Annotated in this window: 15 protein-coding genes and 1 other annotated feature; of the genes, 2 read left to right on the top strand and 13 right to left on the bottom strand. The window is 35.3% G+C overall.

From position 1 onward, the window contains the following. Positions 1-379: 379 nt before the first annotated feature. Both HU235_RS09435 and HU235_RS09430 read right to left on the bottom strand, forming a co-directional pair. A complete protein-coding gene (locus HU235_RS09435; RefSeq protein WP_174880052.1) occupies positions 380-1,711 on the bottom strand; it encodes a bifunctional folylpolyglutamate synthase/dihydrofolate synthase in 1,332 nt (443 codons plus the stop codon). A 73-nt stretch (positions 1,712-1,784) separates the two neighbouring features. After that, the gene (locus tag HU235_RS09430) at positions 1,785-4,436 is read right to left on the bottom strand and encodes a valine--tRNA ligase (RefSeq protein ID WP_095302383.1); all 2,652 of its coding nucleotides are present in this window, start codon (positions 4,434-4,436) and stop codon (positions 1,785-1,787) included. A gap of 78 nt (positions 4,437-4,514) precedes the next feature. After that, positions 4,515-4,752: a binding site (T-box leader), on the bottom strand. Positions 4,753-4,981: 229 nt separating this feature from the next. On the opposite strand from HU235_RS09430, the gene HU235_RS09425 reads away from it, so the two are divergent. Then, positions 4,982-5,173, top strand: a complete 192-nt coding sequence (locus tag HU235_RS09425) for a hypothetical protein (protein ID WP_095302382.1) — start codon at positions 4,982-4,984, stop codon at positions 5,171-5,173. Between the two features lie 85 nt (positions 5,174-5,258). Here the strand turns inward: HU235_RS09425 and ysxE are convergent, their stop codons facing one another. From ysxE to hemA, 8 genes are all read right to left on the bottom strand, one after another. Beyond that, positions 5,259-6,284, bottom strand: coding sequence for a spore coat protein YsxE (gene ysxE, locus HU235_RS09420; RefSeq protein WP_095302381.1), 1,026 nt, complete (start codon positions 6,282-6,284; stop codon positions 5,259-5,261). 126 nt (positions 6,285-6,410) lie between these two features. Then, a complete protein-coding gene (gene spoVID / locus HU235_RS09415) occupies positions 6,411-7,667 on the bottom strand; it encodes a stage VI sporulation protein D (RefSeq protein ID WP_174880051.1) in 1,257 nt (418 codons plus the stop codon). A gap of 469 nt (positions 7,668-8,136) precedes the next feature. Continuing rightward, positions 8,137-9,423, bottom strand: coding sequence for a glutamate-1-semialdehyde 2,1-aminomutase (hemL, locus tag HU235_RS09410; RefSeq protein WP_174880050.1), 1,287 nt, complete (start codon positions 9,421-9,423; stop codon positions 8,137-8,139). Between the two features lie 42 nt (positions 9,424-9,465). Then, positions 9,466-10,452 (bottom strand): porphobilinogen synthase, encoded by a 987-nt coding sequence (hemB, locus tag HU235_RS09405; protein WP_145582174.1) that lies wholly within the window; start codon positions 10,450-10,452, stop codon positions 9,466-9,468. Beyond that, positions 10,452-11,252 carry a uroporphyrinogen-III synthase gene (locus HU235_RS09400; protein ID WP_174880049.1) on the bottom strand — a complete coding sequence of 267 codons (801 nt, stop codon included), beginning with the start codon at positions 11,250-11,252 and terminating at the stop codon, positions 10,452-10,454. Before HU235_RS09400 ends, hemB begins: the two co-directional genes overlap by 1 nt. Next, positions 11,252-12,184, bottom strand: a complete 933-nt coding sequence (gene hemC / locus HU235_RS09395) for a hydroxymethylbilane synthase (RefSeq protein ID WP_095300582.1) — start codon at positions 12,182-12,184, stop codon at positions 11,252-11,254. Before hemC ends, HU235_RS09400 begins: the two co-directional genes overlap by 1 nt. Before the next feature lie 66 nt (positions 12,185-12,250). Then, the gene (locus HU235_RS09390; protein WP_174880048.1) at positions 12,251-13,081 is read right to left on the bottom strand and encodes a cytochrome C assembly family protein; all 831 of its coding nucleotides are present in this window, start codon (positions 13,079-13,081) and stop codon (positions 12,251-12,253) included. Positions 13,082-13,100: 19 nt separating this feature from the next. Further along, the gene (hemA, locus tag HU235_RS09385) at positions 13,101-14,450 is read right to left on the bottom strand and encodes a glutamyl-tRNA reductase (protein ID WP_174880047.1); all 1,350 of its coding nucleotides are present in this window, start codon (positions 14,448-14,450) and stop codon (positions 13,101-13,103) included. Positions 14,451-14,854: 404 nt separating this feature from the next. Between hemA and HU235_RS09380 the strand changes: the two genes are divergently transcribed. Beyond that, complete coding sequence (locus HU235_RS09380; RefSeq protein ID WP_145582179.1) at positions 14,855-15,340, top strand: LiaI-LiaF-like domain-containing protein; 486 nt, start codon at positions 14,855-14,857, stop codon at positions 15,338-15,340. Between the two features lie 163 nt (positions 15,341-15,503). Here the strand turns inward: HU235_RS09380 and yihA are convergent, their stop codons facing one another. The 3 genes from yihA to HU235_RS09365 form a co-directional block, all read right to left on the bottom strand. Beyond that, complete coding sequence (yihA, locus tag HU235_RS09375; RefSeq protein WP_095300586.1) at positions 15,504-16,091, bottom strand: ribosome biogenesis GTP-binding protein YihA/YsxC; 588 nt, start codon at positions 16,089-16,091, stop codon at positions 15,504-15,506. Continuing rightward, positions 16,088-18,412, bottom strand: coding sequence for an endopeptidase La (gene lon, locus HU235_RS09370; protein WP_145582180.1), 2,325 nt, complete (start codon positions 18,410-18,412; stop codon positions 16,088-16,090). Before lon ends, yihA begins: the two co-directional genes overlap by 4 nt. A 392-nt stretch (positions 18,413-18,804) precedes the next feature. Next, positions 18,805-19,709: S16 family serine protease (locus tag HU235_RS09365; protein ID WP_325100937.1), on the bottom strand; the 905-nt coding region annotated here is incomplete at its 5' end.

Genomic DNA, 19,709 nt, shown 5'->3' with positions numbered 1-19,709 from the left:
AATAGACTTTATATATGTATTGTATTCATTCTTTTTCATTAATTAATATTCCACTATATTGTGGTCATTTGCATAATATTATCCCTAGTAAAAGTTGTTTTATATCCATCGTGAATATGAGTATAAATGAAAACTAGTAACAACTTCTTATTACATAATGATTACTAAAACTATGTTCCCGAGCTTCGAATTTTCCTTCTTCTCTAAAAGCATATGTTTCAACTAGCCACAATATAATATAACTAAATGAAAACTATATAAAAAATTTTATAATTCTACTATACATAACAAAAAAGCAAGCTATTAATACTAGCTTACTTTTCGTTTATATCCCTATCTTCTTATTTCGTGGGAAATAATTTTTAATAGACAAAAATTGTTAAAGAGGAATATTTTTCCAATTGTTTTTTTCATAAAAATAATTACGAATGTGAGATATAAAATAAAGAGAACCGACTACTACAATTAAGTCATCTCCTCTATTTTCATATATCTTTAACAGATTTTGTATCTTCTCCACCCAATCATCCGAATAACTTTTATTTCCCAATTCACAAACTGAATATAGTTCACTTGCTTTTGCAGCTCGTGGAAAGTCAAAGGAGGTAAAATGCATGGAAGTAGCTATCCTCGTTAACAAATGGATCATTTCTTCATAATTTTTATCATTTAAAATACTAACTAAAAAGTGAATATTTCTATTCCCATAATGTCTTTTTAAAGTTGAAACGAGGCTTTCAATCCCTTCGATATTATGTGCTCCATCAATAATTACTTCAGGATTATCATATACTTTCTCAAATCTACCAATCCAATTTGTTTTCTCAAGAGCTGTTTTTAGCTGCATTTCATTTATATTCACTATATTTTTCCGTTTTAAATAATCAATTGCCGAAATGGCAAGTGCTGCGTTTTTAGTTTGGTGTTCACCTTTCATCGTAATTAGCACATCATCGTAGACATACGATGATGTTTCTAATGAAAATAATTCTCCATTTCGATGAAGCTGATGTTTAACGATATTAAAATCTGTTCCATAAATAAATAATGGTGCATTTTTTCTTTTAGCCACATCTTTAACTACTTGTATACCATTTTCATTTTCAATTGCTGTAAAAACTGGAACACCACTTTTAATAATTCCTGCCTTTTCTGCGGCAATTTCTTCGATCGTATTCCCTAATATGTTCATATGATCATATCCAACATTTGTAATTATCGATAATAAAGGATGGTTGATGACATTCGTTGAGTCAAGTCTTCCACCAAGTCCTGTTTCTAGCAGTAAAAAATCTGGTTGATTGTATTTTCCGAAATAAAGATACATCATCATTGTAATGACTTCAAACTCAGTTGGACTACCAAGTTCGGTTTGCTCAATCTGTTCTACATATGGCTTAATTTCATTAACAAGTGAAAGCATTGCTTCATCAGATATTGGTTGGCCATTAACACTTATTCGTTCATTAAAAAGCTCTATATATGGAGAAGTAAAAGTACCTACTTTATATCCTGCCTCCATTAACATATGGCGCATATATGAGATAGTCGATCCTTTTCCATTTGTTCCAGCTACATGGATAATTTGTAAGTTTTCTTCTGGATGGTTGTATTTTTCTAAAAACCATTCCATTCGTTTTAAGCCAGGCTTTACACCAAATTTTAATCGTGAATGGATCCAATTAATTGCTTCATCATAATTTGCAAACATAATTAATGATGCCACCTTTATATTTACTTAGTAAAAGTCGGGTGAGTCATTGACTCACCCGACTTTTATACAATTAACCTCTTAGTTCCTCAATTCTTGCAATGACAATATCACGTTTTTCGATATAATCTTTTTCCTTTGCCTTTTCTTCTTCGATTACCTTTTCAGGAGCCTTTTTCAAGAAGCCTTCGTTTCCAAGCTTTTTCTGAACACGTTCGACCTCTTTATCAAGCTTTTCTTTTTCCTTTTCAAGTCGTTTAATTTCTTCATCGATATTGATGAGCCCTTCCAACGGTAATATAATCTCCGCACCAGTAACAACAGCTGTCATTGATTTATCTGTTGAAGTAATATCTGTTGCAATTGTTAACGAGCTTGTATTACAGAACCGTTCAACATATGATCGATTTGTTACAAGCTGACTAACAATGTACTCGTCTTTTGCTTTAATCGTCATTTCAATTTGCTTACTCATCGGAGTATTCACTTCTGCGCGAATATTTCGTACAGAGCGAATGACTTCAACTAATAATTTCATTTCATTAGCTGCCTGTTGATCGGTAAGTTCAGGATTAACAGTAGGCCATTTTGCTATCGTAATTGACTCGCCTTCATGTGGAAGTGACTGCCAGATTTCCTCAGTAATAAATGGCATGAATGGATGTAACAATCTCATTGTGTTATCTAATACATAAGCAAGGATTGAGCGAGTTGTCTTTTTCGCAGCTTCATCCTCTCCGTATAATGGCAATTTCGCCATTTCAATATACCAATCACAGAAATCATCCCAAATGAAATTGTAGAGAAGTCTACCGATTTCACCAAATTCATATTTATCAGCAAGACTTGTAACATTTTCAATCGTTTCATTTAGTCGAGTTAAAATCCATTTATCAGCGACTGATTTTTCACCAGTAATATCGATTTCTTCAAATGTTAAACCATCCATATTCATTAACGCAAAACGTGAGGCATTCCAAATTTTATTCGCAAAATTCCAAGTTGATTCTACCTTTTCATGACTAAAGCGTAAATCTTGACCTGGTGAGCTTCCTGTTGATAAGAAGTAACGTAAGGAGTCAGCCCCGTATTTATCAATAACCTCCATCGGATCGACACCATTACCTAATGATTTACTCATTTTCCGTCCTTGTTCATCGCGAACAAGTCCATGAATTAATACATCTTTAAAAGGACGTTTGCCAGTAAATTCAAGACCTTGGAAAATCATTCTTGAAACCCAGAAGAAAATAATGTCATACCCTGTTACTAATACGTCTGTTGGATAATAGCGTTTGTAATCAGCTGAATCTGTATCTGGCCAGCCCATTGTAGAAAACGGCCAAAGAGCTGAACTAAACCACGTGTCAAGCACATCTTTATCCTGCTCCCAATTTTCTATATCTGCAGGCGGTTCTTGATTAACATATACCTCTCCTGTTTCTTTATGGTACCATGCTGGAATACGGTGTCCCCACCATAATTGTCGAGAAATACACCAATCACGGATATTCTCCATCCAACGCATATAAGTTTTTTCAAATCTGTCTGGAACAAAATTCACCTTTTCTTCTTCTGCTTGTTGAAGCTTAATTGCTTCATCTGCTAAAGGCTGCATTTTTACAAACCATTGAGTTGAAAGATACGGTTCGACAACTGCTCCGCTTCTTTCACTATGTCCTACAGAATGAAGATGCTCTTCAATTTTAAATAACACACCTTGCTCTTGTAGATCTTTCACTATTTTTTTACGACACTCAAAGCGGTCAAGTCCATTGTATATACCTGCGTTTTCATTCATTGTTCCATCTTCGTTCATCACAAGAATGCGCTCGAGGTTATGACGGTTTCCAACTTCAAAGTCATTTGGATCATGAGCAGGAGTAATTTTTACTGCACCTGAACCGAATTCCATATCTACATAATCATCACCAACAATTGGAATTTCACGACCAACAATCGGTAAGATTACTTTTTTTCCAATTAAATGTTTGTACCGTTCATCTTCTGGATGAACAGCAACCGCAGTATCTCCAAGCATTGTTTCTGGTCTAGTAGTAGCAATTTCAATAGAGCCCGAACCATCTGCTAACGGATAACGCATATGGTAGAATGCACCTTGAACATCTTTATATATTACTTCAATATCTGATAAAGCTGTTTTTGTTTGTGGATCCCAGTTGATAATATATTCGCCACGATAAATAAGGCCTTTATTATAAAGGGATACAAATACTTCACGAACAGCCTTTGATAAGCCTTCATCAAGTGTGAAACGTTCACGTGAGTAATCTAATCCAAGTCCTACTTTCGCCCATTGCTCACGAATATGACCTGCATATTCCTCTTTCCATTTCCATGTTTCTTCAACAAATTTTTCTCTACCTAAATCATATCGTGATTTTCCTTCTTCACGTAGCTTAGCTTCCACCTTTGCTTGTGTTGCAATCCCAGCATGGTCCATTCCAGGCAACCAAAGGACATCATAGCCTTGCATCCTTTTCATACGTGTCACAATATCTTGCAGCGTAGTATCCCAAGCATGACCGAGATGAAGTTTTCCCGTCACATTTGGTGGTGGAATAACAACTGTATATGGTTGCTTATTTTGATCACCTGTTGCTTCAAAGTACTTCCCTTCTAGCCAAAATGAGTAGCGATTCTTTTCAATCGTCTGTGGGTCATATTTAGTTGGTAATTCTCGTTGATTTTGATTGTTTTCCATCAACATATCCTCCTTCATCATGTTTCATATTTATAGATGGAACTATATTTACACAAAATAAAAACTCCTTCCATCCCTTAAAAGGACGAAAGGAGAAAATTTCGCGGTACCACCTTTTTTCATAGACATATGGTTACTCATATAACTTGCCTATGCACTCAACATTTATAACGGTAAAAACCGGCTTCTTTTACTATCTTCAAAGAAGCAACTCCTGGGCGACCTTCCAAAGTATCATCATAAGAAATCTTTCAGCAAATGATTTCTCTCTCTGTAAAGTGATATCCATTGTACTCTTCCCATTCAACGTTTATAAGTTATGTAAATTTCATCTACACTCTATATTACTAGAAAAAACTTTTTTTCGTCAATATTTTCGCCAAATTTCTATTCTTTCATACAGGCACTTCCCTAAGCCTACTAGCATATTTTAATAATACAAATTAAGACAAAAGCAAACGAACTTGTTGACATTATTTTATGTAAATTCAAAAGAATTGTGAGCTCATTATAAAGCGTTTCGGAAAATTTAGGAGGGTTGCGTTATGAAACGGAGATATAATCCTTATACACTTCCACCATGGGTTAAGCAAATTAGGGATGTAGGGGTTCAAATCATCATTCCTTTAACAATTTTCCAAGGAATTCGTACAGTCTTTTTTCCAACATCTTTTGACGTCCTTTTATTAGGCTTATTAATTATTTTAGCAATTGCTTTGCGGTTTGATTGGATTTAACTCATAGTAAAATAGAGACAAAACTACGAGAAAACGAATGAAGAGAGACTGTGTGGGGACAGTCCCTCTTTCATATTATAGGAATTTAAGCTTCTGCTGCTTCAAGCTTCTTTTTTTCTTCGACCTCAGAAATTTTCATTACTAAATATTCAATATTTTTAAAATGCCAATAAGCTCTTATTAATCTCTTATTCTTCTCTAATTCAGAATATTTACTTGGATTCTTTACACACTGTTTGATTAACTGACAAATTCGTTGTGGATATGCTAAATAGCTAAGGAATAACAGCATTTCATCCTCTTTAAAAGGATAGTTATTCTGGTACGTATAAAACCAATTGACACAGTCCTGACATTGGGTTGGAAATGTTTTCGATGTTCGATACATAAATAGAAGTAAATCATCAATGGGTGAAGCGTATTTAGCATCCTCAAAATTAGATAAGTAGCCAGTACCATCTTTATCATACAAAAAATGATGAGCAGATATTTTCCCATGGGTGAGAACAATTCGAGATTTCTCTTTATTCTCCATTGACTCAGACCATTCCTTCAGTTTTTTTGCAGAAAATTCAATCGCTCGACTTACTTCAATGAAATAAGTGACTGCTTGTAGTTCAAATGGTGACAGATATAGCTTCTGTTCACAATGTTCTACAAAGCGTTCATAAAATTCCTTATCTTCTTCCCATTTTTTTATCATTTTTGTGTAATGATTTTCTGCCTCTTGAGCTTGTAACTTTCTTTCTACTTCTGTTCGATGATGCAAAGCTGCAAGTTCTTTAAATAAATACTGATGACGTGCATCAAGCTCCTCATTATAATCATTTGGTAGCCATGGCATAATATAATAATAGTCATTCCCTAGCTTTGAGAGAGATTGTTGATATTTATTATTTACAATCGGAACATAGCTTGTATAGCGATGTTGATTTAATGTTAGAAACGATTGAACGAATTGGTGATTCGATGGTTTTGCTAACCTTTTAAGTACGTAATTGCCTTTACTCGTATGAACTTTGAGCGCCTTTTTACTTAAAGCCTCAGTATATTCAGGAATAATTTCATAGTCCTGTAAGATTGAGTTTAGTTCGTCTTGTTGGATGTCCAAAGGAGATACACCTCAAATCTTCAATTGAGATTAAAATTATAAATTGCCAATTGTCCTTTTATAAACTTCATTTTTAAAGAAAAAAACAGTAAAGGAAACGACGTCCCATACTGTTTTTGTTTTGTATTACTTAGATACGGAATAGTCTGGTATATAAAGGATTTGCCCTTCGTAAATATCCTGATCTGCATGAAAATTATTTACACGAATAAGCTGTTGCACAGAAATATCGTATCTTTCACAAATTTGTTCCATCGTGTCACCTTGTTGTACGATACACATCTTCACTCTTGTAAAATCTTCTTCCTCATCACGTGCAAATAGACTTGTTAAATAATGGGCGTCCTTTGTATTGTCTTCCTCTCGGATATTTTCTTCATCATCTTGTTGATCTGAAATTTCATCTTCTTCCTCTGTTTTTGAGAAAAATGCATATTGAATTTCTTGTGGTTCTTCAGAAACAGATTCCTGTTGTTGTCTAACCTCTACTGTTGCAGGCTCAAAAAGTTCATCATTCGTTTCTTGTGATGGAAGCTTTTCTTCTTCTAGTTCAGCTACATTGAATTCTGTTTCGTCTTTTTGAGAATCATCGACGCTTTCTTCTTGTTGTTGGCCACTTATTTCATCTTTTTCTTGGGCAGTTTCTTGATCATTTTCGTTTCTTATTTGTTGAATTGATGCTTCCTCAGCAATTTCATCATCAACAACAGCTAATTTTTCTAATTTGTCCTCTTCCTTAGAGGTTTCATGATAAAGTGATAAGAAAGGATTTTCCTCTTTTTCAAGTATCGGATCATCTTGTGGGTTTTCCCTTTTTTCAAGTATCGGATCATCTTGTTGGTCTTCCTTTTTTTCTCGATAAAGCGGTTCAGGGATTTGATCTTCCTCTTCTATTTCTTCTTCAATGTTAGTTGCTTCTTCAGCATGCTCGAGAGAAGTACCTTGGTCTCGGGGTTGTTCATTAACGATCCCACTAATTGATAAATCTGCTACAAGCTTTAAACATTTTATATCTGGAATTTCATAATCAAATGATTCAATCGATACATATACCTCTTCTAAATTATCAATACGATTTCGTGGTATTGTAATATCAACTGGAAAGCGATGAGTTAACATACTAACACCATCTTCTCCTGTTTGCACCTCATTTACATAACGAACATTAGCATATTCAAACTGCTCTGAAGGAGTAGCATTTTCTGCAATCATGTATTCCCCTGAAAGTTGAAGAGCACCTCGAATTGAAACATATTGATCATGTTCATGAATCGAGATATCTGGATCTAATGAAATAGAAAGTAGATCAGATACTTCCTGTCCCTTTTGAAACCAAACTGATTCTTCTACTGAAAACCGTAATTGATTTTGTTCCTGCGACAAAAAAATTCCTCCTTTCAAATCGACGACTAACAATGGACACATAAGTTTGTGTTAATGCTTAAGGAAAAAGTATTGCTCTGTTAAACTTGGTTGTTGATTTCCGCGGGCGGTCCGGGAGCTGCCTGTAGGGTCTCCGTATTGACACGCTCTCTAAGTAGGAGTTTCATATCCTCCTCTCTAACCAACAAACTACAATAAAACAACAATAACCTTTAACATAGCCAAAAGAAAAAAGACATACATATTTCTTAGGGTTCTAACATTTGTTTAGGAGATTCCCACTAAACAGTCAAAGGAAAACTTGCCCTAACATTTTAAGTAACTCCGTACTCATTCCCAAAAAGCTTTGACAATACAGATGTATGATTGAAATGAACAAAATATGATTACAATCTTATTTAGATTCCTTTTTAACAATAAAAAAAGGCCTTACACGTTCAAACCGTGTAAGGCCTCTTCCTTTATTGCTTTATTTTAGTTCAGAAAATGCATTTCTAGCCGCTTCAATAGTAAAATTAATATCTTCATCTGTATGTGCAGTCGACAAAAATAATCCTTCAAATTGTGATGGAGGAAGGAATACACCTTGATTTGCCATTTTCCGATAATATCTTGCAAAATAATCAAGATTAGAAGTTTTTGCCTTATCATAATTGATTACCTCTTCATTTGTAAAGAAGAAACCAATCATTGAACCGGCACGATTAATTGTATGCGGAATTTCAAACTCTTTTGCAGCTTTTGATAATCCCTCTTCTAACCGATCAGCTTTTCGCTTAAATTCTTTATATGAATCCCTTGTTAAAAGTTTTAATGTTTCATATCCTGCTGTCATTGCAAGTGGATTTCCAGATAATGTTCCCGCTTGATAGATCGGGCCACTAGGTGCTATTTGCTCCATAATTTCCGCTTTCCCACCATATGCACCCACTGGTAAGCCTCCACCAATAACTTTACCTAAGCAAGTAATGTCAGGTGTGACTCCAAAGTAATCTTGAGCACATCCGTAATCAACACGGAAGCCTGTCATTACTTCATCAAATATTAATAATGCCCCATACTTTGTTGTTATCTCTCGTAACCCTTCTAAAAATCCTGGAATTGGGGGAACTACTCCCATATTTCCTGCCACAGGCTCAACGATAATACATGCAATATCTTCACCGAATTGTTCAAATGCGTAACGAATGCTCTCCAAGTCATTATATGGAACCGTAATTGTATTTTGGGCAATTCCTTCAGGAACACCAGGACTATCTGGTAACCCTAAAGTAGCGACCCCTGATCCTGCTTTAATTAACAAGGAATCTCCATGTCCATGATAACAGCCTTCAAACTTTATAATTTTATTTCGTCCAGTATAACCCCGAGCTAAACGCAATGCACTCATTGTAGCCTCTGTACCAGAGCTAACCATTCTTACAATTTCAATTGAAGGGACTCTTTCAATAACTAGCTTAGCTAATTCATTTTCGATTATTGTAGGTGCACCAAAGCTTGTCCCTGATTCAACTACCTTTTTGATTGCTTCAACGACTGTGTCGTGGGAATGACCGTGAATTAATGGCCCCCATGATAAAACGTAATCAATATATTCATTTCCATCAATATCATATATTTTTGCACCTTTTCCATGATCCATAAAAATCGGATTCATTCCAACTGATTTAAAGGCACGAACAGGGCTATTTACTCCCCCGGGCATTAACCCCTTCGCTTCTTCAAACGCCTTCTCGCTTTTTGCATAGCTTCTCATTGTAAATCCCCTCCTACTTTCATCGTGAATAAAAAGGCTAGTTTACTTTTCTTCTTTTAACCATCGTGCAACATCTTTGGCAAAGTACGTAATAATTAAATCTGTTCCTGCGCGCTTCATTCCAATTAACATTTCCATAACAGTTGCCTTCTCATCAATCCAACCATTTAAAGCTGCTGCTTTTATCATTGAATATTCTCCACTAACATTATAAGCAACGATTGGAAGGTTAAAGTTGTTTTTCACATCTCTAATTATATCTAAATAAGAGAGTGCTGGTTTAACAATTAAAAAGTCTGCTCCTTCTTCAATGTCTGACTGTGCTTCACGTAATGCTTCATCACGGTTTGCAGGGTCCATTTGATATGTTTTCCGGTCACCAAACTGTGGTGTACTTTGAGCAGCATCACGAAAAGGACCATAAAAGGCACTAGAATATTTCACAGCGTAAGACATGATTGGAATATGTTCAAAGCCTGCTTCATCTAATCCTTTACGAATTGCAGCAACAAATCCATCCATCATATTAGATGGAGCAATAATATCAGCTCCAGCCTTTGCCTGACTTACAGCTGTTCGTGCTAACAATTCGAGAGATTGGTCATTTAATACTTCGCCATTCTCAACAATTCCACAGTGTCCATGGTCTGTGTATTCACAAAGACATGTATCAGCAACTACGAGCAGTTCAGGAAATGCTTCTTTTACTTGTCTAGTTGCACGTTGTACAATTCCATGATCGTGAAAAGCTTGTGTTCCACACTCATCTTTTTGCTCAGCATCTGGAACACCAAATAATATGATTGATTTGATTCCTAAAGATACGATTTCTTCAATCTCAGCATTTAATAAATCTAAAGATAAATGGTAAACACCAGGCATTGAAGCAACTTCATTTCGCTGGTTCATCCCCTCAACAACAAATAAAGGATAAATAAAATCCTCTGCACGAAGATGTGTTTCCCTTAATAAGGCTCTCATATTGGCGCTACTACGTAATCTTCGATGTCTTTTAAATTGAATATCCATTAAAAATCCTCCTTATTCTGTTCAAGCTCAACCATTAGCTTAATCATGTCCTCTATTGTATAGGAAGCAGCCATATATCCTTTTAAACCATATTCCTTTAACGTTTTATACGTAATTGGACCGATGCATATAAAGATAATGTTATGTAGGTTATCAAAAACTCCCTTTTCCTTAAATATCTTCATAAAACTATCTACAGTTGATGAGCTTGTAAACGTGATATAATCAAGTTCATTATTTTTCACATATTTTTTCAGTTTATCTGCTTCCTCTTGGTTATGAATAGTCTTATATACAATTAAATCATTTACTTCATAACCATGCTTTCGCAAACCTTCGACAAGAGCTGGACGTGCAAGATTGCCTCTAATAACTAATATCCGTGACGTTAATGGTAATTTAGCAACAATTTGCTCAACTAGCTTTTCAGCAACAAACTCCTCTGGAATTATCGACACTGACAAACCGAGTTGTTCCATTTGTTTACTTGTTTTTCTCCCAACTGAAGCTGAAATTAAATGTTTTAAATTTCTATAGGAAATCTCCCATTTATCTAAATAATATTTAAAAAAAGTGACACCATTTGCACTTGTAAAAACGATACAATCATATTTTTCAAGATAATGAATTGTTTCTTTTATCTGATTTTCGTTTTCAACGTTTGCTTTTACTTCAAGCAATGGAGCAGGAAGGGCAATACCTCCCTCTGCTTCTATTTTTGTCATAAATTCCTCAACCTGAGATTTTGCTCGAGTTACTAATATTCTCTTTCCTTTTAACGGTTGACTACCTGTAGCCATTATTTTTCTAACTCCGCTTTTACTTTATCTATTAATTTCTTAGCACCTTGATTTGTTAAAGTCGTTGAAACTCGTTCTCCTAATTCAGCAGGATTCTGATCAGTTAATTGCTCTTTATAAACTTCCTTTCCATCAGGCGATGCTATAAGCCCTGTAAAGGTAATTTCTTTATTTTCATTAACTGTTGCAAAGCCTGCAATGGGAACTTGACAGCCCCCTTCCATTTTTGTAAGAAAGGCTCTTTCAGCTTCAACTGCCAAACGAGTTGCTTCATCCGTAAACTTTTCAAGTAAACCTAGTAATTCATTATCATCCTCGCGGCATTCAATTGCTAAAGCCCCTTGTCCAACTGCTGGTAGGCAAACATCCGTATCTAAAAATTCCGTTACAACGTCCTTGCTCCAACCCATTCTCGCTAAACCTGCAGCTGCTAAAATGATCGCATCATATTCTTCCGTTTTTAGCTTTTCAAGACGTGTATCTATATTTCCTCTAATCCATTTAATTTCTAGATCTGGTCTTTCAATTAATAGCTGTGCACTTCTTCTTAGGCTACTAGTTCCGATAACCGCACCTTTAGGAAGCTCTGATAGTTTTTTACCGTTCTTTGAAATAAGCACATCACGATGATCTTCACGCTTTGGCACGCACCCGATTGTTAGCCCTTTTGGCAAAACGCCTGGCATATCCTTCATACTATGTACAGCCATATCAATTTCTCCATCTAGCATCGCTTGTTCAATTTCTTTTACGAAAAGACCTTTACCTCCAACTTTAGATAAAGTAACATCAAGGATCCGATCTCCCTTTGTTACAATTTCTTTCACTTCAAATTCAAAAGGTAGTTGCAAAGCTTTTAATTGCTCAATGACCCAGTTCGTCTGGGTTAATGCTAGTTTACTACGTCTAGAACCAACTATTATTTTCCGCATAATATCCTCCTAAGCTGACGATTGATGAATATATCTAATGGTTAAGTTTTTTAAGCAGGTCTTTTCTTATGGATCCCAAAAGTGAAATCTTGATAAACTTCCAAATAAGAAGAAATTTATTAACAATACAAGAAAAGCTGCCGTATTCATTAAAGCCACTGACTTTCCTTGTAAGTCTTTTACGATTCTCATATATAAATAAAAGCCATAAGTTGCCATTACTAGAAATGAACCTAGTACCTTTGCATCAGCCCAAAAAAATTGCTCAAGCTTTATGTATGCCCAAATACTCCCTAAAATTAAACTTAATAACAGCATCGGTACACCGATAACATTTAATACATATGACATATGATCTAATTTTGCTAGATCTTCTATCCGAAGTAGTCTCTTTCCCCATTTTTTTTGCTTTAACAAATTGTATTGGATTAAATACAAAACCGAAAAAACAAATGATAGAGAAAAGGCACCGTACGATAATATTGCCATCGTAATATGAATTAATAAAAGTTCCGATACAAGCTGGCTTGATACTGCAGCTGAAACATATTGTGAAGGTGCAAAAGTATGTAAAGCCATCATAATAAAACCAATGACATTCGTAAAAAAGATGATGAACTCTGCTTTCAAAAATTTATTTAAGACAACAGATAAAGTAACTAAAACCCAAGTATAAAAATATAAACCTTCAAACACATTTAAAACAGGAAATCTCCCTGTCTCATACATGTGAGCAAATAAAAAAATTGTTTGTAAAAGCCAAACAATAGAAAGTAACCAGAAGGCGATATTCTTTGCCTTCCGGTTATGATTAAGAAAATCTATAAAATATAAAAGGACACATAATGCATAAAGAATAATCGTAACTTCATTAATCCTTGTTAAACTCATCCCCATATAAAAATGTTCCTTTCACTTACGGTTGAAGTGAAACATCAAGGCGGTCATTTGTAAGCAATGGTTGCTTCTCCGCTCTTTCTTTTTGTACTTGTTCTTCAACAGCTTCTTCAATATTAAAGATTTTCATAAATAATTCCAAAGATTCCTCAGCATTAGCCTCTGCTGACAATTCTTTTACTTTAACAATTGGATCTCTTAGCAATTGATTAATAATACTTTTCGTATGCTTATTTAAAACTTTCCGTTCACGTTCTGATAGATTAGGTAATTTTCTCTCTATGCTTTGCATTGTTTCAGCCTGAATAGATAAAGCCTTTTGACGCAATGCTGAGATAACCGGAACAACACCTAGCGTATTAACCCATTGTTTAAATTGAACAATTTCCGCTTCAATCAATAGTTCAATTTTTTCAGCTTCCTGTTTCCGTTCTTCTAAGTTTGCCTCTACAATTCCTTGTAAATCATCAATATCGTATAGAAAAACACTTTCTAATTCGGCAAGCAGTGGATCTAGATCACGTGGAACCGCGATATCCACCATAAATAATGGACGACCTTTTCGCATTTTTTCTACATGGGTCATCATTTCCTTCGTTACAACAAACTCCTTAGCACCTGTTGAGCTAATTAAAATATCCGCTTCGATTAGTGCGCATTGGAGCTCGTTAATTCCCTTTGCTTCCCCATTAAAACGAGTAGCAAGTTCTTCAGCCTTTTGCAAAGTTCTATTCATTACAGTAACTTGTCCAACACCACTACCATGTAAATTTTGTGCTGCAAGTTCGCCCATTTTCCCTGCTCCGAGAATAAGAACATGTTTTGTCTTTAACTCACCAAAGATTTTTTTTGCTAGTTCAACAGCTGCGTAACTAACTGAAACAGCATTCGCCCCAATTTCTGTTTCAGAATGTGATCTTTTTGCTAATGTAATGACTTGCTTAAACAGTTGGTTAAAGATTGTACCTACTGTGTGATTTTCTTGAGCAAGTAAAAAACTTGTGCGCACCTGACCTAATATTTGTGTTTCGCCAAGTATCATTGAATCTAAGCCACATGCAACACGACATAAATGCTCAAGAGCCCCATCTTGTTCATATATTGTTAAGTATGGAGTAATCTTCTCTTTGTCCATCCCAAACCAATCTGCTAAAAAATTCTTCATATAATAACGACCAGTATGAAGCTGATCAACCACTGCATAAATTTCAGTCCTGTTACAGGTCGAGACAATGACATTTTCTAGTATACTTTTTTCATTTTTTAGCTGTTTCATCGCATCAGCAAGCTCATCTGGTTGAAAATTAAGCTTTTCGCGAATTTCAACAGGGGCTGTTTTATAATTTAAGCCGACAACAACTATATGCATTTCCCTTTACACCCCCACATGCAAAGATCTTTATAATCTAGTATAACATTCATTCATAAATTCACTTCCACAAAAATGTGAACAGTATCCGAAACTCTATGGTATGATAAATAAGCAAAAGCACCATGTTTTTTCGTATGATAACTTGCTTTCTGTCTATCATCCTGAATACTTTCTAAGTAGGAATTCTTTCTCAGGGAAAACCTACAAGTTTTGACACGATCCTCAAACTATTCTCTCTGTACGATACCAAATAATATGCATATTATCAAGTGATTGATATCACACATGACTGCGTATTTATTCCTATCAGCTTACCATCTTACATATATAGATTTTCAAATTAATGGTAACGAAGAGATAAGTTGATGAAATTGATAAGACATATATAATGAGGTGTAAAAATGAAAAAAATTTCACTTTTCCCAGGAATCACTCTTTTGGCCATTGGCATTTTTTATTCTATCCAAAAATTAAATATTCAATTATTCGAAAACCAAAATAGTTGGCAAGTATTACTTATCCTATTAGGTGCCGTTTTTTTAATAAGTGGTCATTTTGAAAAGGAAAATTCAGCGATATTGCCTGGAATCCTCTTAGTTGGACTTGGACTACATTTTCTATTGTTTACAAAAATTCAAGGATGGCCTGACCATCCAGCTGCGTTTCTCTTTATATTAGCTATAGGAATGCTATTAACATCAGTTAAAACGAAATCAGGTTATGGACAAGGGTTATCACTTTTGATAATTGGCTTGTTCCTACATTTCTTACAATCCATTATTCAATCATTATCGATTGTTGAAAGTGTTGTATTGTTAATTGAGACGTATTGGCCATTCTTACTGATTATTGTTGGGATTGTCATTGTATTTTTAAAAAAGAAATAAATAATGGCAATGTCGATACAAGGGCGGGACAAAAGGTTTTCAGCCAAAGAAAAATCCGAACTAATTTGATTTTCATATTAGTTCGGATTTTTTCTTTTAATGTATTCACTTTTTTCAATGTTCGGCTTTCATTCAAGAAATTTTTCAAGCCAGAATTTCTCTCTTAAATTTCCGTATATTCAAGTATAATTTTCCAAGCTTCGTCTTTTCCTTGACCAGTTTCAGAGGAAAATAAAACGAAGGAATCTGTTTTTTCCATTTGTAAAGTGTCTTTTATAACCTTTACATGCTTTTGCCATTTACTCTTTGGAATTTTATCTGCCTTTGTCGCAACAATAATTGCAGGTATTCGGTAATGTTTTAAAAATCCATACATAAGTACATCATCATTTGTTGGTGGATGGCGAACATCAATTAATAGCACAACAGCTCGTAGTTGCTCACGAGTAGTGATATATGTTTCGATCATTTTCCCAAACGCTTCACGCTCTTTTTTACTTACCTTAGCATACCCATATCCAGGAACATCAACAAAATGAAGCATTTCATTAATAATATAAAAATTCAATGTTTGTGTTTTACCTGGCTTTGATGACGTTCTAGCTAAATTTTTACGAGACAGCATAGTATTAATGAAGGAGGATTTCCCGACATTCGATCGCCCAGATAAAGCAATTTCCGGTAAATCCCCTTCCGGATATTGAGCGGGCTTAACCGCACTAATGACTATTTCAGAACTTGTTACTTTCATTGTTTCTCCTCTGTTAACGCATGTTTTAATACTTCATCAAGATGGGATACGAGTACAAACGTAAGATCATTACGAACACTTTCTGGAATATCATCTAAATCCTTTTCGTTCTCTTTAGGGATAATAATCTTTGTTAATCCCGCGCGATGAGCACTTAATGATTTTTCCTTTAAACCACCGATAGGGAGGACTCTCCCCCTTAAAGTAATTTCGCCAGTCATTCCTACTTCCTTACGGACAGGTCTTTTTGTTAAAGCCGAAATCAAAGCAGTTGCCATCGTGATACCTGCTGATGGACCATCTTTCGGAACCGCTCCTTCTGGAACATGAATATGAATATCGTTTTTCTCATGAAAATCTCCATCAATTTTAAGTTCCTCAGCTCTTGAGCGTATATAACTAAAGGCTGCCTGTGCTGATTCCTTCATGACATCTCCTAGTTTACCAGTTAAAATGAGCTTGCCTTTCCCGGGAGCAACTGAAACCTCTATTGATAATGTATCACCACCAACGGTTGTATAGGCCAAGCCTGTCGCAACACCAACCTGGTCCTCTAACTCTGCTTGACCATAGTGGAAAATGTTTTTCCCTAAGAAGTCCTGTAGATTCTTATCAGTAATAATAATCTTTTTACGTTCAGCTTTAACAATTAACTTTGCTGCTTTACGGCAAATTTTTGCTAACTGTCTTTCTAAACTACGTACACCTGCTTCTCTTGTATGATAACGGATAATACTTAATATAGCATCTTCACGAATTTGCAGGTGAGATTTTTTTAATCCATGCTCTTCTAATTGTCTAGGCAACAAATGATCTTTCGCAATATGAACCTTTTCAAGCTCTGTATAACCAGCAATTGTAATAATCTCCATACGGTCACGTAATGGTCCTGGTATCGTTGCTAAATTATTTGCTGTTGCAATAAACATTACCTTTGATAAATCATACGTTTCTTCAATATAGTGATCACTGAAGCTATGATTTTGTTCCGGGTCTAATACTTCAAGTAATGCTGAAGAAGGATCTCCTCTAAAATCACTAGACATTTTATCAATTTCATCTAATAAGAAGACTGGATTAATTGTTCCTGCTTTCTTCATACCTTGAATAATTCTCCCTGGCATTGCCCCAACATATGTGCGACGATGTCCGCGAATCTCAGACTCGTCTCTTACACCTCCTAGGGAAATCCGGACAAAATTACGATTTAAAGACTTAGCGACAGATCGTGCTAGTGAAGTTTTTCCAACTCCAGGAGGACCTGCTAAGCATAGTATTGGACCTTTTAATGACTTTGTTAACTGCTGGACAGCTAAATATTCAATGACTCTTTCCTTTACCTTTTCAAGTCCGTAGTGCTCTTCATCAAGAATCTGTTCTGCGATATTAATATCAAGACGATCTTCGGTTGCTTTCGTCCATGGTAAAGATAATAACCATTCAATGTAATTGCGAATGACCGCACTTTCAGCAGAACTAGAAGGGATTTTTTCATATCTTTCTAATTCTTTTAATGCTACCACCTTAACATTTTCTGGCATTCCTGCTTGCTCAATCCGTTCAGTAATTGTTGTTACCTCACCAGCTTTACCTTCCTTATCGCCAAGCTCTTTTTGGATAGCTTTCATCTGTTCACGCAAATAATATTCCTTTTGCGTACGCTCCATTGAACGCTTAACACGCTGACCGATTTTTTTCTCAAGTTGGAGGACTTCTTTTTCATTATGAATAATTGAGATAACTTTGTTAAGTCTCTCCTTTATATCCAATGTTTCTAGAACTTCCTGTTTTTCCTTAAGCTTTAAAGGTAAATGAGAGGTAATGATATCAGCCATTCTCCCTGGTTCATTAATATCTGACACTGTTGCATATGTTTCAGAAGACACTTTTTTAGAAAGCTTTATGTATTGTTCAAAATATTCAAGCATTGTTCTCATCAATGCTTCTTCTTCAACACTTTTTGCTTCTGGATCCTTGTATATAGCAACTTCTACTGAATAATATTCATCTTCTTCTACAAAGCGTTGGATTTCTCCTCTCTCTAAGCCTTCGACAAGTACTCTAATAGTTCCATTAGGTAATTTCAACATTTGCTTAATTTTTGTTAACGTACCAACTTCATATATATCCTCTTTTTTCGGCTCATCAATTGCGATTTCCTTTTGAGTCGATAAGAAAATGATATTTTCATCCATCATAGCTCTTTCTAAGGCTTGTACAGATTTATCCCTTCCTACATCAAGGTGAAGTACCATTGTTGGATAGACTAACAAGCCTCGTAATGGTAGGAGGGGTACAATTCGTGTATTTGCTTTCGCCATGCGTTTATACCTCCATGACATAATAATTAGTTCTTTGTACAATTCTATCTTATTCTTTTACAGGTGTCTATTTGTAACCACTTTCCTCATTTAGGTAGTATACCCTATAATGGGCAACTTGAAAAAGAATTAACTTATAAAATTAAAAAAGCTCACATAATGGAAAATTTAGTACAAACTTAAGAATTGCCGAGAAAAGATTAACAGGATCATTTACTTATATGTTATTTATTAATAATACCTTTTGTAGGCCAATAGTAATACGAGATGAGGCTGATACTTACATACCCCTTCGCACCAAAAGTAAAACAACAGGATCATTTACTAATTCATAAAAAATACGGACAGTCCAAAGGGAACTAAGGCTCTTTTTAGACTGTCCGCAATTAATATTATACTGATTCCTGTTGGGGAAAGATTTGAGAATGCTCTTGCCGTAATGGACTTGTTCTTTCAGTAGGTGGGTTAACGAGAGCTAAATCGAATACTTCCTGTAATGTTGAAACAGGTACAATTTTTATCCCATCAATTTCTTTTAATATTGACTGCATATTTTCTTCAGGGATAATCACCGTCGTAGCTCCTGCCTTTTTTGCAGCTTTAATCTTCGGTATGACACCACCAATTGGCTTTACACTACCGTGTATACTTATTTCACCAGTCATAGCAACCGTATTGTCGATCGCTATTTTATGAATAGCCGAGAAAATACCTGTTGCCATTGCAATTCCTGCTGATGGACCATCGATTGGTGTACCACCTGGGAAATTTACGTGGATATCATAATCACTAGCTTGGACCCCCATAGAGCGTAAAACAGTGATCACATTTTCTATTGATCCTTTTGCCATACTTTTTCTTCTAATTGATTTTGAACGATCTCCGATGCTTTCCTCTTCTACAATCCCAGTAATATTTATTGTGCCTTTTTCCTTTTCAGCAGGAATGACTGTCACTTCTATTTCTAATAATGCTCCAGTATTCGGTCCATAAACGGCCAAGCCATTCACAAGACCAATTTTAGGCTTTTTATTGATTTTTCTTTCATTTCTAGGTGTTAATTGACTTGAATGGATAACCCATTCTAAATCCTCAACTGTGATTTCGTTTCTATCTTCTGATAACGCCATTCCAGTGGCGATTTGCATCAAATTCACAACTTCACGACCGTTTCGTACATATGACGTCAACAGTTGAATCCCCTCATCTGTTACGTTCATTTCAACTTTGTCTGCTGCTTTTCTTGCCACAATTGCAAGTTCATCTTGTTCAAGGTCTCGAAAAAACACTTCAAGAC

The sequence above is a fragment of the Metabacillus niabensis genome (assembly GCF_902829255.1).
GTDB classification, from domain to species: Bacteria; Bacillota; Bacilli; order Bacillales; family Bacillaceae; genus Metabacillus; species Metabacillus niabensis.
The sequence above is the reverse complement of the archived record's forward strand: the minus strand, read 5'-3'. Positions and strand labels throughout refer to the sequence as shown.

Excerpts from the sequence above, each read along its gene's own strand:
- HU235_RS09435 (WP_174880052.1), bottom strand. The coding sequence starts at position 1,711 with ATGTTTGCAAATTATGATGAAGCAATTAATTGGATCCATTCACGATTA.
- HU235_RS09430 (WP_095302383.1), bottom strand. The coding sequence starts at position 4,436 with ATGGAAAACAATCAAAATCAACGAGAATTACCAACTAAATATGACCCA.
- HU235_RS09425 (WP_095302382.1), top strand. The coding sequence starts at position 4,982 with ATGAAACGGAGATATAATCCTTATACACTTCCACCATGGGTTAAGCAA.
- hemL (WP_174880050.1), bottom strand. The coding sequence starts at position 9,423 with ATGAGAAGCTATGCAAAAAGCGAGAAGGCGTTTGAAGAAGCGAAGGGG.
- hemB (WP_145582174.1), bottom strand. The coding sequence starts at position 10,452 with ATGGATATTCAATTTAAAAGACATCGAAGATTACGTAGTAGCGCCAAT.
- HU235_RS09400 (WP_174880049.1), bottom strand. The coding sequence starts at position 11,252 with ATGGCTACAGGTAGTCAACCGTTAAAAGGAAAGAGAATATTAGTAACT.
- hemC (WP_095300582.1), bottom strand. The coding sequence starts at position 12,184 with ATGCGGAAAATAATAGTTGGTTCTAGACGTAGTAAACTAGCATTAACC.
- HU235_RS09390 (WP_174880048.1), bottom strand. The coding sequence starts at position 13,081 with ATGGGGATGAGTTTAACAAGGATTAATGAAGTTACGATTATTCTTTAT.
- hemA (WP_174880047.1), bottom strand. The coding sequence starts at position 14,450 with ATGCATATAGTTGTTGTCGGCTTAAATTATAAAACAGCCCCTGTTGAA.
- HU235_RS09380 (WP_145582179.1), top strand. The coding sequence starts at position 14,855 with ATGAAAAAAATTTCACTTTTCCCAGGAATCACTCTTTTGGCCATTGGC.
- yihA (WP_095300586.1), bottom strand. The coding sequence starts at position 16,091 with ATGAAAGTAACAAGTTCTGAAATAGTCATTAGTGCGGTTAAGCCCGCT.
- lon (WP_145582180.1), bottom strand. The coding sequence starts at position 18,412 with ATGGCGAAAGCAAATACACGAATTGTACCCCTCCTACCATTACGAGGC.